Origin of the sequence: Anabaena sp. 90, from assembly GCF_000312705.1 — a bacterium.
GTDB classification, from domain to species: Bacteria; Cyanobacteriota; Cyanobacteriia; order Cyanobacteriales; family Nostocaceae; genus Dolichospermum; species Dolichospermum lemmermannii.
Window position 1 is genome coordinate 964,977 of the sequence record NC_019427.1, and the last position, 16,109, is coordinate 981,085.

A 16,109-nucleotide genomic window follows, 5' to 3' on the forward strand; every position below is an offset into this window, starting at 1 on the left:
AAGTATAATTTATCCAATGTTTTTCGTGGTATTATTTGTGAATTTTGTTAGTAGCCAATAACCCATACAAATATTAGTAAATCCTGTAAAAAATAACATACTTATGCCAGCAATTAAGCTAGTAATCATAATTTTCACCTCATAGTTTCACTATTACACTGCGGCGGAAATAAGATAACCATTAAAAACCATTAAAAAGCTTGTATGATCCGCTTTTTTAATTATTAATTTTTAATTTTTAATTCCGCCTTGCGGTACTGGTAATTTTTCATCTACCTTAATTCATGGTGTTCTGCCAGCCAATCAAAAATCCTGTCTAGTTGTTGTAAATCCACTAAACCATATTGCCAAAGCAGCATCGGTAAGGGTCCATGATTGAACTCAGGATGTCGCGTTGCTACCGCAATATCAGCCTGGGAAAGTGCTAGTTCTTTTTGAAGAAATTGCAGTAACTTTCTATCAATACTATTAATCACCATAATTGGACATTGACAATTGAAATCAACATAAGGTACAAGTTATTCCCATCAGCAATTACTAATTTTTTTTAGTTTTAGCAAACTGGGTGAACCTTAGCTTATGTGAATTATCTTGAATATGCAAGATAGTTTGTGAGTGAATAATGACTTGAGATAAATCAGACTTGCATCAAGAATTAATCTTTGATATGCTTTTGATTAGACATTCTCAAAATCATCAATGGTAATTGGTAATACCAATCAAAAAAACATGATTGTTTCCAGCAATCTTTACTCAACACCGTTACACAAACAATTCTCTAACCACTTCACCAATTGATGACGAGAAGCAAAAAATTGCATTAATGTACTGCGAACAAGAATCGCTTCTTGGAGGTTATTAACTTGCACGCGCAAAGACCCATCCGGGGGACAGGAACAGGAAATCATCAACTCTTGCAAACGGTGATAAATACACCATCTATCACCTAAAGGAATCTGCAAAACTTGTTCACCGACAGTTAAAAACTTACAATTGTGTGACATTAGTAATTCAAGATTTATGAAATTGACGTTATTGATCATCTTGGTGATGATTGGTGAGAGTTTGGACTTGTTGTTCTAATTGCTCAATCCGCAAGAGTAAAGAACGAATCATACCTGCTTCTATATCGGGTAATTTGCCATGTTCTAAGGGAGAAATGCGATTATGAGACTTAGGAGCAATAATCCGTCCAGGAATGCCGACTACAGTGGCATCTGGAGGCACATCACCCAAGACAATTGACCCTGCACCGATGCGGACGCGATCGCTAATTTGAATATTTCCTAATACTTTCGCACCCGCACCAACTATCACATTATTACCCAAAGTTGGATGACGTTTACCGCTTTCTTTGCCAGTTCCTCCCAATGTTACACCCTGATAAATGAGTGTATAGTCTCCGACAATAGCAGTTTCACCAATCACAACACCCATGCCATGATCAATAAATACACCCTTACCAATTTTTGCCCCTGGGTGAATTTCAATACCTGTGAAAAACCGTCCCCAATGAGAAATCAACCGGGGAATAAAACTCACCTTGTGGATATGTAACCAATGTGCAAGACGATGTAAACAAAGAGCATGAAATCCCGGATAACAAAATATAACCTCTAACCAATTACGTGCTGCTGGATCACGCTCAAAAATAATCCGAAAATCACTGATTAATGGTGCTAAAAAAAGTCGAGAACTTCCATCTTTTCGGAGCTTTTTATTTACAGTCTCGGTTTTACTGATCCTGTTTAATGACTGGTGCATTTGTACTGTTAGGTGAAAATAGCTGGGACTGTTTTCATGCTTATATCAGATGACTCCCCAGCAGCAAAAATTAGCAATGCAGATTAGATTTATTAAATTTATTACCCTTGTACTCAATAGGTTTAAACCCCTATGTAACACAAATTTACATTTTTTATTGGGGTAGGGGTACTAGCTTTTGATTACAAGGGTACTTGTATTTTCGGCTTAGGGATGCAGCTTTTTTGTACTCAAAATAAATCTCTTAACCTGTCAGCCTTTACAGCTATTTAGGCAAGATATTTTTCCATATCTTCAATTGTACTCATTTGCTGATAACCGTTGTCTTGATGACAGTAAATATAGATTTTATGTATTGCTGACTACTACTATTATTCTATAGTTCTGGTAGTTGAAGAGTGGATTTCTTCATTTTGTTTTAGGATTTGTTTGCTGGATACAGCGGTTTCCGCTCTTATGAGGTACAAAGTTGAATCATGAAACTCTTGTAGTGCGGGCATCTTGCCCGCTAGATATGTACCTCATAACACCGGGAAGTGCTGTATGGGGATACAAAAATTAAAACAGCGAAAGTTTGAATATAACCTTGAACCCATAGTCCGAAACCCATATTTTGTTAGCACTTTGACAAAATGGCGAAGGTATGTTTTTCTGGTATCAATATTGGTGGTGATAATCAAAAAACAACCAAAGCCCCTGTCGGTAAAGCACTTCGCGCAGGATTGGTCGAAATCACCAATTATCTAAGCTGTGTAATGGTTGATAAAGGTAGCTGTGTAGCTGAGTTTGAAAAGAAAGAACAGCGTCGTCGTGAGAATACTCAAAAAGTTTTAGAATTGGAATAAATGGCGTAACTATTCATTTTTTTCTAGGGAAAAAGGATTAAGAAGGAATATAAATTTGATGCAGCGTAACCCACTGTTAATTAATAATTGTAGGTTACGCTGTCTCTAGCTAAGAACCAAAGAAATATTTCATCTTAATCTTAATATCAGTATTAGTTTTAGATACAGTAACAGCCGAATCATTAAACTTAGGAGGTCCGGTTAAAACCTCTGGATTTTGAGAAAATCCAAAACCTTCTGTGGGCATACCAAAAGAATTAGTATCAAGATTACCATTGCCATTGGCATCATGAATTAATGCAACAGCATAATTACCTGGTTTTAAATCCTTAAAAATCAGTTTTTGAGGCATTTCTGTAATTTTAGTACACTCGGATTGCCAAGCCTTTTTACTATCACCAGGAAATCCTTTACTTTGATCAAAAAGAGTAGCACAAATTTGTCCAGATTTGTTTTTCAATCCTTCTACTTCAATCGTCAGACTACTAGTCAAATCTGCTTTAGCACTAGCTAAAAAGAGAAAATTTCCCAAAATAGGGAGTAGTAATATTAATCCCCGGCTTGACGCTTGACCTAACGCGATATTTAACTGTTGCTTCATTAATTTACCCTCTATTAAATAGAACTATTATCTTACCCAGGAATGTTGTCAATTGGGATTTTTATCAGCGACTAACAGCCACAAAAATCTCTATTATAGCGAGTTTACCTGCTAATAGAGGGACAAAATCATTTTCCAAAACCATCCTCTCCAACTAACCAACAAGCGGTAGAATTAACAACCAACCCCAATTGCACCCCTTGATATGTATTGCGACTACCTGGTACAAATCCTCACCGCCCGCGTCTATGATGTAGCCCAAGAAACACCACTAGAATATGCCCCGAACCTCTCCGCGAGGCTGAATAATCAACTCCTCCTGAAACGGGAAGATATGCAATCAGTCTTCTCCTTCAAACTGCGGGGCGCATATAACAAAATGGTCAATCTCACCCCAGACTTACTTGAACAGGGTGTCATAGCGGCTTCTGCGGGAAATCATGCCCAAGGTGTAGCCTTAGCTGCCAGTCGCTTGGGAACAAAAGCCATCATCGTTATGCCCGTGATTACGCCCCAGGTAAAAATAAATGCAGTCAAAGCGCGGGGAGGAGAAGTTGTCTTATATGGCAATAACTATGATGATGCTTACGCCTACGCCCGACAACTGGAAGCAGAAAAAGGGTTAACCTTTATACATCCCTTTGATGATCCGGAAGTGATTGCTGGCCAGGGAACAATCGGTATGGAAATCCTGCGCCAATATCAGCAACCCATTCATGCCATATTTGTGGCTATTGGTGGTGGTGGCTTGATTTCTGGTATTGCAGCTTATGTTAAACGGTTGCGTCCCGATATTAAAATTATTGGTGTTGAACCTGTAGACGCTAACGCAATGTATCAATCATTGCAAGCTGGCGAAAGAGTGCGATTGTCTCAGGTGGGTTTATTTGCTGACGGTGTAGCGGTGCGGGAAGTAGGAGAAGAAACCTTCCGCCTCTGTCAGCAATATGTAGACGAAATTATTTTAGTGGATACAGATGCCACCTGTGCGGCAATTAAAGACGTGTTTGAGGATACTCGTTCTATTTTAGAACCTGCGGGGGCATTAGCGATCGCTGGCGCAAAACTCTACGCAGAACGTGAACAAATTCAAAATAAAACCCTCGTTGCCGTTGCTTGTGGTGCTAACATGAATTTTGATCGTTTACGTTTTGTGGCAGAACGGGCAGAATTTGGAGAACGTCGAGAAGCCATCTTTGCAGTGAGAATTCCCGAAGCAAGAGGTAGTTTAAGAAAGTTTTGTGAATGTATTGGTAAGCGCAATCTCACAGAATTTAACTATCGCATTGCTGACCAAAAAGAAGCGCATATTTTTGTAGGTGTGCAAATAGAAAATCGTGCCGACGCTGCTAAAATGGTCGAAAATTTTGAATCTCACGGTTTAAAAACCATAGATTTAACAGATGATGAATTAACAAAACTGCATTTGCGTCACATGGTAGGAGGACATTCTCCCCTTGCAGAAAACGAACTACTTTATCGCTTTGAATTTCCCGAACGTCCAGGGGCTTTAATGCAATTTGTAACTTCTATGTCTCCTGATTGGAATATTAGCTTATTTCATTATCGCAATAATGGCGCAGACTATGGAAGAATTGTGGTAGGAATGCAAGTTCCCCCCCATGAAACAACAGAATGGCAATCATTCTTAGATAATCTTGGTTATCATTATTGCAATGAAAGCGATAATCCGGCATATAAGTTATTTTTAGGATGATTTCAGCTATTTTTAAGTAAATAAACCACATCTTATTTTTGTTTCGCGCAAAGGCGCAAAGGAGCAAAGGCGCAAAGGAAGAAATTAATTAATTTAAGCTGTGGTTTAAGTATGTGAAAATTGCTGTAATTTTGGTTTTATTGGGATTATGGCAATTTACATAATTAACGGTGTGATAGTTCCAAAAAACTAATCGTTTGCGGACTAGAACTAGATGAACTCTCCCAATAATCTACTTGATTAACTTTGACTTTCAGTAATGCAAGATTTGGTTCATTTATTCCTTTTGGAAACCAAGTTTGTAATTTGTGTTGCCATTTTCCTTGCAGTTGATTACGATCTCTTGTTAATTGGGCTGTTCCTAATATGGAAACATATCGTTGTTGATTAGGTGCGGAAAAACTAATATTCACCTGTTGATGATGTTCGATTTCTACTACTTTATGGGAATTGACTAATGTAAAAAACCAGAGTGTAGCATCATTGTCAATTTCATTACAAATTGACATAGGACGACTATGTAAAGTGGCATCATCATCAACTGTGGTTAACATCCCACATTCAAAACCTGCAAGCAGGTTACGCAATTCTTGAACTTGTGGTTTTGTGTCTACAGATTGTGTCATTATATCTATAATTTTAGTGTTATGGACATGAGTTACATTTTTAGTGTTAAAGGTTTTCGATTTATATACATGAGTCTAAAGAAGTAATTATCAAAATCTGCTATTACCAATTTATAACTAAATAAATATACCTTAAAGAAGATGTCAATTAGATAAAATTATAATTAAAATACTTTGGGCTGGGCATATTGCCCGCCCATTTTATTTTTAACTCAAATTAATTACCCAATCCCGTAAATGTGAGTTCACTTGTTCAGGAATTTCATCATGGGGACAATGACCAGCTGTGAGAAAATATTCTGTTAATTGGGGATAATATTCATGGAATTTTTGGGAACGTTCTCGCGCTTTCATCCAAGGATCTGCTTCTCCCCATAATAACAATAATGGACAAGTTAATTGTTTAAGTAAAATGTCAACTTTTGCCCCTTGAGGACTACTAAAAACAGAAACAAATACATCTAACGCCCCTTGATCAAAAGCTGGACGCTGAATTTCTGCTACTAATTGATCTGTAATTGCACTTTGATCAAGATAAACTTTTGCTAAGGTTCGGCGAATTACCCACTTTTGGCGCGTATATTGAAATAATAAAGACTGGGCTAAACGTTGTTTAAAAAACCATTTAACAGTTTTACCTAAAACTTTTTGTAGAGGATTGATAGCAGGTTGAATTTGATTTTCTGGTGGGGAAAATGGACCAGCACTATTAAGTAATACCACACCAGCAGCACTGTCAGGACGTTGGGAAGCAACGCATAAACAAGCGTAACCACCTAAAGAATTACCTGCTAAAATTGTCTTTTGACCGATGACTTCACTGATAAAATCATGGAGTTGGTCGCGCCACAAGTCACCGCTATACTGTAAATTAGGTTTGGCGGAACGCCCAAATCCTAACAGGTCAATGGCAAATACTTGGAAATCTGCACTTAATTCTGTGATATTCTTGCGCCAATGGTCTGTGGAAGCACCAAAACCATGTACTAATAGCAAGGGTGGACGCTGAAGGTGTGGTTCTCCTGCTTGTACATAGTACACATTGTGTCCGCGCCATTGCCAGTATTGACCAGGAATCGGATTTGTGGAGGAAGCGATACTTGTTTGCATATTACAAAGAAATATTAAGTTACTGTGAATAATTGTAAATCAAATTATTAACCAACGGACAACGGACAACGGACAACTGACTACTAACAACTGACAACTAATAAAAATGATTACTGGAAAAACGCAACTTTTGGGAGTTATTGGACATCCTGTGTCACATTCCCTTTCACCATTGATGCACAATGCGGCTTTGGCTAAACTGGGATTAGATTATGTGTATTTGCCTTTTCCCGTTGCACCGGAAAATTTAGAGAGAGCGATCGCAGGTTTTGCTAGTATTGGTGTTGTAGGATTTAGCATCACAATTCCCCATAAACAAGCAATATTGCCGTTATTATCCGAAATTTCCCCGATTGCTCAAGCTATCGGTGCAGTGAATACCGTCACTCGTCAAGGTGATAACTGGGTGGGGACAAACACAGATGTGGCAGGATTTATTGCCCCTTTACAAACAACATATCATCAAGATTGGAGTCAGAAAAAAGCGGTAATTTTAGGGAATGGTGGGGCAGCGAGGGCTGTGGTAGCGGGTTGTATTCAACTGGGTTTGGCAGAAATTCACGTGGTAGGGCGGAATTTACAAAAATTACAAGCATTTACTCAAAGTTGGCAAAATTCACCCTTTGCAGATAAATTTCAGGTGCATGAATGGCAAGAATTACCGAACCTACTCCACCAAGCTAACCTACTGGTAAATACAACCCCGATGGGAATGTATCCCCATGTTGATGAATCGCCATTGAGTAGTCAAGAAATGGGTTATTTGCCTGGTGATGCCATTGTCTATGATTTAATTTATATCCCTAAACCCACCAAATTTTTGCACCTAGCCGAAAAACAAGGAGCAATTATGATTGATGGTTTAGAAATGCTTGTCCAACAAGGTGCAGCAGCCTTAAAAATCTGGTTACAACAGGAAACAGTCCCCGTCAACGAAATGCGTCAAGCATTGCAAAATCACCTGGGGATATGAGGAGTCAGTTGTCAGTAGGGGCGAAGCATTTGGAAGATAAATTATCGATCATTGCCAAAAATAGTTCTCCAAATGCTTCGTCCGTACAGTTGTCAGTTGTCAGGAAGAAAATTTCTCCCCTGCTCCCCAGTCCCCTACTGTGGTTACCGCATATCCCTTTCCTGTCCTTGGGCATTATAGATAAATACAGGAAGTTGAGCATTTTGACCAATGACAGCAAGAGCATATTTCAAGCTTTGGAAATGACTTTGTATTTCTCGATTATTAGCTTGTAATAATCGGTCATATTTAGGAGTTAAGCGGACACTAATTTTCTGATTCTTGATAGTAAAAGTACAAATCTTAATGGTATTGGTACAAGTCCTATTGAGTTCAGCGCGAGTTTGAGTTAAATCACCATAGAGTTGGAATTGTTCTTGTGCCTGTTTTAGAGATGCTGTATAGGGTTCAATCAGGGCTGTAGCTTGATTGAAATAGAAACTATCTTGACTCACTTGTTTAGCAGCTTCTAAAGCCTGTTCCCAGGATTTGACTGCTCCTTGCCATTGATTTTGATTACTATAGGCTTGAGCTTGATTAGCGGCTTTTATAGCTTGTTGATAGGATGTGGCTGCTAATTGTTCTTTTTTGGCGCGATCGCGGGCTACAATAATTTTTGGTTGGTATTCTGCTAATAGCTTGCGGGCATTCTCAGTTTCCAAACTATCTATAGGGATAATCTTTAAGGTATTAATTGCTGTCTGGAAATCAGATTCTACCTTTTGCCATTCGGGTGCAGATTTAGCAGTGGCTTGGCGTTTAGTAGCGTTTTCTCCTAAAGTTTTGGCATTGGCAATTCTTTGTACCCATGTTTCCTCTTTAAGCAACTGATCATTAACAGTTTTTAAAGTATTTTGATAATTTGATAAATTAGCTGTTACCAATCCATAGAGTTCATGACTTGGGTTAATTATCTCTAATGAGGTAATTGCCTCTCTCCACAACTTTTGTCTATTGCGTAACTCATCTAAACTCTGAGGAGGAGTTTGAGTTTTTTTCTGGGCTGAAGATCCTATTTGTAAGGCTTTTAGCACCTGGTTGATTTTTGTTGACTGTTCAGAAAAACTATTAACCAATACCTGAGAGTCTTGATAACGGGGAGACCACTCAGGAATTTCTTGCAAATCTGCAACTACTTTATCTAGTTTTTGTTGCATTGTTAATAAGTCTTTTTGTGATTTTGTCCGTTTGATCTGCTGCTGATACTCACTTTTAAATTGCTGTGCTGTTTGTAATTCCTTACATTCAGAAATTACACAACCACGATGGAGAACGAAAGCACCACTACTGGCAAGGAGGGCGATAACTACAGCCGTACCAATCATTATTTGTACGGGGGGAAGTGATAGTGATAATTGTCTGTTTCTGGGTTTGTCTGCGATATTCGCAAAAGGAGCAAACTTTTCTTCAATGTCTTCAATTTTCTCAACTTCGTTTTCATCCAGAGATAAATGTGAATCTAGTAGTAAATAATCTGAGAAAGATTCTTCGGAACTGGGAAGAAATGAATCAATAATGGGTTCGTCTTCGGTGTCTGTAATTGGAGATGATGGTGTTTGAAGATCAGCAGAAATAAAGAGACTGTCTCTCTCATTTTCTATGTTCACTGTTTCTCTTTCTCTGTCTACTGTAGGACTTGGAAATTCATCCTCAGTTTCTTGTTCTGAATCTATACTGGGAATTTGAAAATCTAGGAAATATTGAGCATAGGGACGCCTTTCTCCAGCAATTCTCAAGAAAAATTGTACCCGTTGAGTTTGGTAGTTGAATTGCCATTGCAGTGCTTGTTCTAACACCTCAAAAACTTGCTGTGTGTCAACTAACACATCGGCAGGATGTTGAGTTAAAATCATCAATTCATCATTTCTGATGGCGCATTTGACCTGGAAATCCTGACTATCAAGCAGTTGAGCCACTAATTTTTCCTGCAAGATATCGCTTAAAACTTGTAGATATTGTTGTTGAACTGTTGCTTCCATAAAGCGTTACTGCCACTCTTTCTATATAGTTTTGATTATCAAGGGGACTGGGAATTTAGGAGTAGAGACTAGTAGTTCGTCAAATTTATTTTGACGGGTTTTTGGTAGTGCGGGCATACTATGGCTAACGCCACGCTGCGCTATCGACAAGCTCAGTACAAGTCTTGCCCGCGTGAGCGAGACTACAGTCCATCATTTTTATCTTGACAGACCACTAGTTTTACATCCAATAGAATCAGTTTCTAGCAGAAGGTTAAATTTGTCACGAAGAATACAGTCAAGGGTGATAATTTAGACTTCTATTTTTTTATACAGCTAGATTATAAATTAGACAATCCAATGACAAAATAAATTTTCAGTGAAGCAAAACCAAATTCTATAATTTTCGGTATTGGGCAAAATATCAGATAGCATCTAAGAAAGTGCGTTAGACTTGTCAATACAAGGTGTGTCTCAATGGATTTATTGGAGTATCAAGTTAAAGAATGGTTTGGTAAAATCGGGATTCCGGTCTTACCATCTCAAAGAATAGACCATCCCACAGATTTAAAACGGTTAAAAATTCGTTATCCGATTGTTCTAAAATCTCAGGTACAAGCAGGGGAAAGGGAAAAAGCTGGTGGAGTTAGGATTGTAGAAACTACGATTGATGCGATCGCTGCTGCACAGAATATATTTAATTTACCAATTTGGGGACAATTGCCGGAGGTTTTACTGGCAGAATCGAAGTATGATGCCCAGGAGGAATTTTATCTAGCTGTAGTTTTAGATACTGCGCTGTGTCGTCCCGTTTTATTGGGTTGCACAGAAGCCAATATTGACTGGGAGACAGCAGGGGAAAAAATTCAGCACGTGGTGGTAGAACAGGAATTTTCGCCATTTTATGCCAGACGACTGGCTTTGAAAATGGGTTTGCAGGGTGAGTTGATGCAAACTGTGAGCGATATTGTCGAGAAGTTGTACCAGTTATTTGTGCAAAAGGATTTGGATTTGGTGGAGATTCATCCTCTGGGTGTGAACTCTGCTGGTCAAGTGATGGCGCTCAATGGCAAGGTTAGGGTGAATAAACAAGCTATTAATCGTCATCCTGAAATAGCTGAAATGGCTACGAAACTGGTTGGTCTTCTTCATGGTAATAAAAAAGGGAGCGGCTTGTTGAGTAGCTGGGATGGGATAGAAATGCCAGGTAAGATTTGTATATTAGGTAATGGGAAAGGTTCTGTGTTAACAACTTTGGATGAGGTTGTTAATGCTCATGGTAAACCTGGTAAATGTGTCAATTTGCGCCATTCTTTTATGAGTGATACTAAACTGAAAACTTTTGGCGATCGCCTGATTAGCAGTTTAACAAGTTTGGCCAGTGATGTGAATGGTCAAGTTATTTTAGTCAACTTTTTGGGGACTATTCCTCAAGTTGACCAACTCCCCGAAATTATTACCAAATTCCTCCATTTGGACAGAATTGAAATTACATCTCAAATGTCATCTTCCAATGGAAATAAAAATCAGCAACCATTAAATTTACCCTATTTAGTCCTCCGTTTGGCAGGTTCTGAATTTAATCATGTTAGAGAAAATTTAGTTCCACTACAAACCTCTAATCAATCGCTGATAGTTGTAGAAAATTTAGATGAAGCAGTTAAGGAAGCAGTTCGTTTAGCTAAGTTATCTGTGCAGAAAAAAGGGAATAGGTAAAAAGCAAGATTTTTACCAATTACAACGAACAACTGTACGGGCGAAGCATTTGGAGAACTATTTTTGGCAATGACCGATAATTTATCTTCCAAATGCTTCGCCCCTACTAACAACTAACAACTGACAACTGACAACTGATAAACTATGAATTTAACAACAGAAAGTAAAGTTTTAATTCAGGGATTTTGTGAATTTATCTCAGCAACTCATATTGCTCAAATGCAGGCTTATGGCACAAATTTAGTAGCTGGTGTTAATCCTGGGTATGGTGGAAAACAAATATATAATCTACCAGTGTTTGATTTGGTAGAGGAGGTTGTGGCCAAATTTGGACAGATTGACACCACAATCATTTGTGTTCAACCTTATCAGGTTTTGGATGCAGCATTAGAAGCGATCGCCTCTAACATCCCCCAAATCATCATTACCACCGCTGGTGTCCCAGCTTTGGATATGGTACAACTCCTTCGCAAAACAGAAGCTGGTGAGACTTTAATTATTGGCCCCAATAGTCCAGGAATTATCGTTCCTGGGAAAATTCTCCTGGGGACTCACGAACGCGAATTTTATATCCCTGGTTCTGTGGGAATTGTTAGCCGTAGCAGTACACTTACCTATGAAGTCGCTTGGGAATTAACAAAGGCGGGTTTGGGGCAATCAATTGGTGTTAGTATTGGTAGTGATGCGATTGTTGGTTCTTCATTCCTGCAATGGTTGCAAATTCTTGATGAAGATGAGACCACAGAAGCAATTGTTTTAATCGGACAACCTGGTGGAGAAAGCGAAGAAGCAGCAGCACAATATATTACAGAAGCAATTGATAAACCTGTAATTGCCTATATTGCTGGTAGACACGCACCAACGACACAAAGTTGGCAAGAAACAGGGACTTTAGCCAGTGTAATTGGACGTTCTGCGAATTTTGGTACAGCAGAAAGTAAATTGGCTGCTTTTAAATCTGCAAAAATTCCTGTCGCTGATAGTCCCTCTCAAATCCCTAAATTGCTGAAAAATATTCTCATTCCCCAAAGTGTAACCACTAAATAACAGCTAAACACAAAATTAGTATGTATTTATACGATTTTAAAAATTTTTAGTCGTTATACTCATTTCTAGGTTCTACCTGGGAATTGATGAAGTGGCCAGTCCACTTCATTTTTATTGTCAAAATCTAGATTTTTCAGTCATTAACTAATTCATCTCGCCATTTTTCACGTTTTTCTCTCTCTTCACGCACTTCTTCTTCCCGTTCCCGTGACCGCACTAATAGCCAACTTTCCCATGTCAGGGGTTTTTGTCGTTCTAAATGGTTAATAAATTGCATAATTGATAAATCTGCTTTGAGGGGAGTTTTTAAATCAAACTGCATGGTTTCTAAAATTTTATCATTAGTTTTGAGTAAGCGATCGCTAATTTTTTCCCCTATCTTTAATATCAATTTATTAATTAACTTTCCTAAAATACCTTGACGTTTTTTGCACATAAATAGGGTTTGACCTGCTGTTTTTCCCCCTGGTAATAACCGAGTTGTAAATATTATATGTAGCTGGGTAGAGTCATTAGTAAAGGAAACTATACTTGTTGTCCCATACCAATAGCAAACACTGTAATTAAAAGAATTATTAAAAAACCGCCGGTAGAGATTTAGCCAAAATGACTTTCCATTAATATTTGTAATCGTGCTAAAAATAATCGCATTTTGATTGAGTTCTTGTTTCTCCAAAACCATTTTTAATGGTAATTTATTAACTAAATTAATTTGTTGAGTATCAATACCCTGAAGAAGTAACACATTGGGATGACAATCAATACTAAATTGCGAACCGAGAGAAAAATCAAAATCTTGGTTTTCCCAATCTAAAACAAAAGGTAAAGGTTGCTGGGGAGTTTCCCCTGTCCAAACCCAAATCATTCCATATTGTTCTGCTGCTGGCCAAGTTTTAGCTTTAAGAGATACAGGTTCATCTACATTAGGAATACCAACACAAATACCTTCTGCATCAAATTTCCACCGATGTAAAACACAGCGTAATTCATTACCTTCAATTTTACCTTCAGCTAAACTCGTACCCATGTGAGGACAGTAAGCATCTAAAATAACTGCACGTCTATCTTTACCACGATATACGACTAAATCCTTCCCAAAAATTGTCACAGCTTTAATTTCACCTATCTGCAAAGATTGAGAAGGTAATACCCAATACCAACCTTCAACAAAACTCATTGATTGGTTGAAAATTTTAGGTTTACGAACCGAGTTAAGATTATCTATATTTGTGTTCATTTTTAGGGTTTTCACTTGCAGTGAAGCGGTTGATCTATTCCTATCATGAACAACTTGAAAAAACAGTTATTTTCAGTACCGTCAGCAGAAATGAATTAAAAATTAAAAATTAAAAGTTAAAAATTGAATTACCAATTACCAATTACCAATTACCTAACTCCTGGTTGAAAATTACGCAATCTTAAAGCATTACTAACTACAGAAACGGAAGAAAATGCCATTGCTGCACCGGCAATAATTGGGTTCAGTAACAAACCCAAGAAAGGATAGAGAATACCCGCAGCAATGGGAATACCAATGATATTGTAAATAAAGGCAAAAAATAGATTTTGACGGATATTATTAATGGTAGCGCGACTGAGTTGAATAGCTGTCACAATGGCTTGTAGATCTCCAGAAATTAAAGTAATATCACTAGCAGCGATCGCCACATCTGTTCCTGTCCCGATGGCAATTCCCACATCTGCTTGTGCTAATGCCGGCGCATCATTAATTCCATCTCCTACCATAGCCACAATTTGAAATTTATTCCCTACTTTTCTTTGCTGTAATGATTTAATTATCGCGGCTTTTTGGTCTGGACGCACTTGGGCAAAAACTTGATTGATACCAACTTGATCAGCAATTGTTTGGGCAGTTTTTTGATTATCACCTGTTAACATTACCACTTCTAACCCTAATTTTTGCAGGGCTTTAACTGCTGTTAATGATGAAGGTTTAAGGGCATCAGCAATAGCCATAATTGCTTCTAAATTACCATTTACTGCTAACCAAATTACTGTTTTTCCTTCACCTTCCCAATGGCTTTGATGGGGTTTTAAAATATCTGTATCAATTCCTAATTCTGTAAACCAGCGTTGTGTGCCAACTTGTACTAATTTATCATATACAATTCCTTGAACACCACTACCAACAATAGCTAAAAAATTCTTGACATCAGCTAAACTCACAGCTTGACTTATCGTATATTTCACCACTGCTTCCCCTAAAGGATGTTCAGAATTTTGTTCTACACTAGCAGCTAATTTTAATAACTGAAGTTCATTCCCATTTGCTGTACCTTTAATAGTCACAAAATCTGTAACTGTGGGTTTACCTTGAGTTAAAGTTCCAGTTTTATCGAGAACAATCGTATTTATTTTATGTGCTAATTCTAAACTTTCAGCACTTTTAATTAAAATCCCATTTTCTGCACCTTTACCAGTTCCTACCATCACAGAAGTAGGAGTAGCTAAACCCAAAGCGCAGGGACAAGCAATAATTAAAACTCCCACCATTGTCATCATTGCTAAAGTGAAATTACCTGTAATACTAAACCAGATGATAAAAGTAAAAATTGCGATCGCAATTACAGCCGGCACAAACCACCCAGTTACTTGATCTGCTAACCTTTGAATTGGTGCTTTTGAACCTTGTGCTTCTTGGACTAACTTGACAATTTGCGCTAAAAAAGTATCCTTACCCACCCGCGTGGCTTTAAACTTAAAACTACCAGTTTTATTAATTGTTGATCCAATCACCTCATCTCCTGGTTGTTTTTTCACAGGTACACTTTCACCTGTTACCATTGCTTCATCTACCGTAGAATTACCATCAATTACTTCACCATCTACAGGAATTTTTTCACCAGGACGGACTAAAATTAAATCATTAACTATTACTTGATTAATAGGAATATCCATTTCCAAATCATCTCTTATTACCCTGGCTATTTTCGCCTGCATTCCCATTAATTTATGAATAGCTTCTGAAGTTTGTCCTTTAGCCCGATGTTCAAAAAATCGCCCTAACAAAATTAAAGTAACAACCATTGCTGCAACTTCATAATAAACATGAATTTCTAAGCCTTGGGAAATAAACATCCCTGGAAAAAGCGTCACAAATAAAGAATAGAAATAAGCCGTACCTGTCCCCAAAGCAATCAAAGTATCCATCGTTGCAGTGCGGTGTTTCAAAGACTTCCAAGCATGGCGGAAAAAAGACCCACCACACCAAAACTCAACAGGTGTTGTTAATACCAATTGGAACCAAGGATTATGAAAAAATTTAGGAACAAAAGGCAAATGTAATCCCGTCATCATTGGTAAAGAACCAAAAAACAGAATAATACTAATTACAATCCCGGTTGTTAACTTGAGAATGAGTTCCCGTTCTGCTGCTAATTTACTCGCTGCTTCTGCTGTATCCTCACCTTCTGTTTCTAACTGAAAAGATGAATAACCAGCATCTACAATTGCAGCTTGAATTTTCGCTAAATTTGTTTGTTTAGGTTCATAATTAATAGTTATCTGTTCTGCACCAAAATTAACATGACAATCAATAACTCCAGCAACGGCTAAAATTGCCTGTTCAATATTATTAGCGCAAGAAGCACAACTCATCCCTTTAAGTTTAAGCCTAAGATTATTCATATCACCTCTTATAATTAACTAATTACCCAGATCACCGACTTCTTGAAGAAGTCGGTGATCTATAC

At 37.9% G+C, this 16,109-nt stretch carries 15 protein-coding genes; 5 read left to right on the forward strand and 10 right to left on the reverse strand.

Features of this window, described 5'->3' with window-relative positions; translation table 11 throughout:
- Nucleotides 1–272: 272 nt before the first annotated feature.
- From ANA_RS04410 to cysE, 3 genes are all read right to left on the reverse strand, one after another.
- Nucleotides 273–479 (reverse strand): DUF2949 domain-containing protein, encoded by a 207-nt coding sequence (locus ANA_RS04410; RefSeq protein WP_015078855.1) that lies wholly within the window; start codon nucleotides 477–479, stop codon nucleotides 273–275.
- A gap of 270 nt (nucleotides 480–749) precedes the next feature.
- Nucleotides 750–1,004: an Asr1405/Asl0597 family protein gene (locus ANA_RS04415; protein ID WP_041458242.1), complete on the reverse strand. Its 255-nt coding sequence runs from the start codon at nucleotides 1,002–1,004 to the stop codon at nucleotides 750–752.
- A 28-nt stretch (nucleotides 1,005–1,032) separates the two neighbouring features.
- Nucleotides 1,033–1,764: a serine O-acetyltransferase gene (cysE, locus tag ANA_RS04420; RefSeq protein WP_015078857.1), complete on the reverse strand. Its 732-nt coding sequence runs from the start codon at nucleotides 1,762–1,764 to the stop codon at nucleotides 1,033–1,035.
- Nucleotides 1,765–2,396: 632 nt separating this feature from the next.
- Between cysE and ANA_RS04425 the strand changes: the two genes are divergently transcribed.
- Nucleotides 2,397–2,609, forward strand: coding sequence for a curli production assembly/transport component CsgG (locus ANA_RS04425; protein WP_015078858.1), 213 nt, complete (start codon nucleotides 2,397–2,399; stop codon nucleotides 2,607–2,609).
- Between the two features lie 109 nt (nucleotides 2,610–2,718).
- Here the strand turns inward: ANA_RS04425 and ANA_RS04430 are convergent, their stop codons facing one another.
- Nucleotides 2,719–3,210 (reverse strand): DUF2141 domain-containing protein, encoded by a 492-nt coding sequence (locus ANA_RS04430; RefSeq protein ID WP_015078859.1) that lies wholly within the window; start codon nucleotides 3,208–3,210, stop codon nucleotides 2,719–2,721.
- A 205-nt stretch (nucleotides 3,211–3,415) separates the two neighbouring features.
- Here ANA_RS04430 and ilvA point away from each other — a divergent pair, with 205 nt between their 5' ends.
- On the forward strand, nucleotides 3,416–4,927 hold the full coding sequence (gene ilvA / locus ANA_RS04435) for a threonine ammonia-lyase, biosynthetic (RefSeq protein WP_015078860.1): 1,512 nt from the start codon (nucleotides 3,416–3,418) through the stop codon (nucleotides 4,925–4,927).
- A gap of 164 nt (nucleotides 4,928–5,091) precedes the next feature.
- Here the strand turns inward: ilvA and ANA_RS04440 are convergent, their stop codons facing one another.
- Both ANA_RS04440 and ANA_RS04445 read right to left on the reverse strand, forming a co-directional pair.
- Complete coding sequence (locus ANA_RS04440; protein ID WP_015078861.1) at nucleotides 5,092–5,553, reverse strand: pyridoxamine 5'-phosphate oxidase family protein; 462 nt, start codon at nucleotides 5,551–5,553, stop codon at nucleotides 5,092–5,094.
- Between the two features lie 207 nt (nucleotides 5,554–5,760).
- Nucleotides 5,761–6,663, reverse strand: coding sequence for an alpha/beta fold hydrolase (locus tag ANA_RS04445; RefSeq protein WP_015078862.1), 903 nt, complete (start codon nucleotides 6,661–6,663; stop codon nucleotides 5,761–5,763).
- Nucleotides 6,664–6,769: 106 nt separating this feature from the next.
- Here ANA_RS04445 and ANA_RS04450 point away from each other — a divergent pair, with 106 nt between their 5' ends.
- Nucleotides 6,770–7,636: a shikimate dehydrogenase gene (locus ANA_RS04450; protein WP_015078863.1), complete on the forward strand. Its 867-nt coding sequence runs from the start codon at nucleotides 6,770–6,772 to the stop codon at nucleotides 7,634–7,636.
- A 143-nt stretch (nucleotides 7,637–7,779) separates the two neighbouring features.
- Here ANA_RS04450 and ANA_RS04455 read toward each other — a convergent pair whose 3' ends face one another.
- Entirely contained in the window at nucleotides 7,780–9,654 is a 1,875-nt protein-coding gene (locus ANA_RS04455) for a hypothetical protein (RefSeq protein ID WP_015078864.1), read from the reverse strand.
- A 456-nt stretch (nucleotides 9,655–10,110) separates the two neighbouring features.
- Here ANA_RS04455 and ANA_RS04460 point away from each other — a divergent pair, with 456 nt between their 5' ends.
- Nucleotides 10,111–11,349, forward strand: coding sequence for an ATP-grasp domain-containing protein (locus tag ANA_RS04460; RefSeq protein ID WP_015078865.1), 1,239 nt, complete (start codon nucleotides 10,111–10,113; stop codon nucleotides 11,347–11,349).
- Here ANA_RS04460 and ANA_RS26820 read toward each other — a convergent pair.
- The gene (locus ANA_RS26820) at nucleotides 11,256–11,462 is read right to left on the reverse strand and encodes a hypothetical protein (RefSeq protein WP_162471190.1); all 207 of its coding nucleotides are present in this window, start codon (nucleotides 11,460–11,462) and stop codon (nucleotides 11,256–11,258) included. The two genes, ANA_RS04460 and ANA_RS26820, sit on opposite strands and share 94 nt — an antisense overlap.
- A gap of 31 nt (nucleotides 11,463–11,493) precedes the next feature.
- On the opposite strand from ANA_RS26820, the gene ANA_RS04465 reads away from it, so the two are divergent.
- The gene (locus tag ANA_RS04465; RefSeq protein WP_015078866.1) at nucleotides 11,494–12,396 is read left to right on the forward strand and encodes a succinate--CoA ligase subunit alpha; all 903 of its coding nucleotides are present in this window, start codon (nucleotides 11,494–11,496) and stop codon (nucleotides 12,394–12,396) included.
- Nucleotides 12,397–12,529: 133 nt separating this feature from the next.
- Here the strand turns inward: ANA_RS04465 and ANA_RS04470 are convergent, their stop codons facing one another.
- Both ANA_RS04470 and ANA_RS04475 read right to left on the reverse strand, forming a co-directional pair.
- A complete protein-coding gene (locus ANA_RS04470) occupies nucleotides 12,530–13,633 on the reverse strand; it encodes an aromatic ring-hydroxylating oxygenase subunit alpha (protein ID WP_015078867.1) in 1,104 nt (367 codons plus the stop codon).
- A gap of 149 nt (nucleotides 13,634–13,782) precedes the next feature.
- Nucleotides 13,783–16,044, reverse strand: a complete 2,262-nt coding sequence (locus ANA_RS04475; RefSeq protein WP_015078868.1) for a heavy metal translocating P-type ATPase — start codon at nucleotides 16,042–16,044, stop codon at nucleotides 13,783–13,785.
- Between the last annotated feature and the right edge of the window lie 65 nt (nucleotides 16,045–16,109).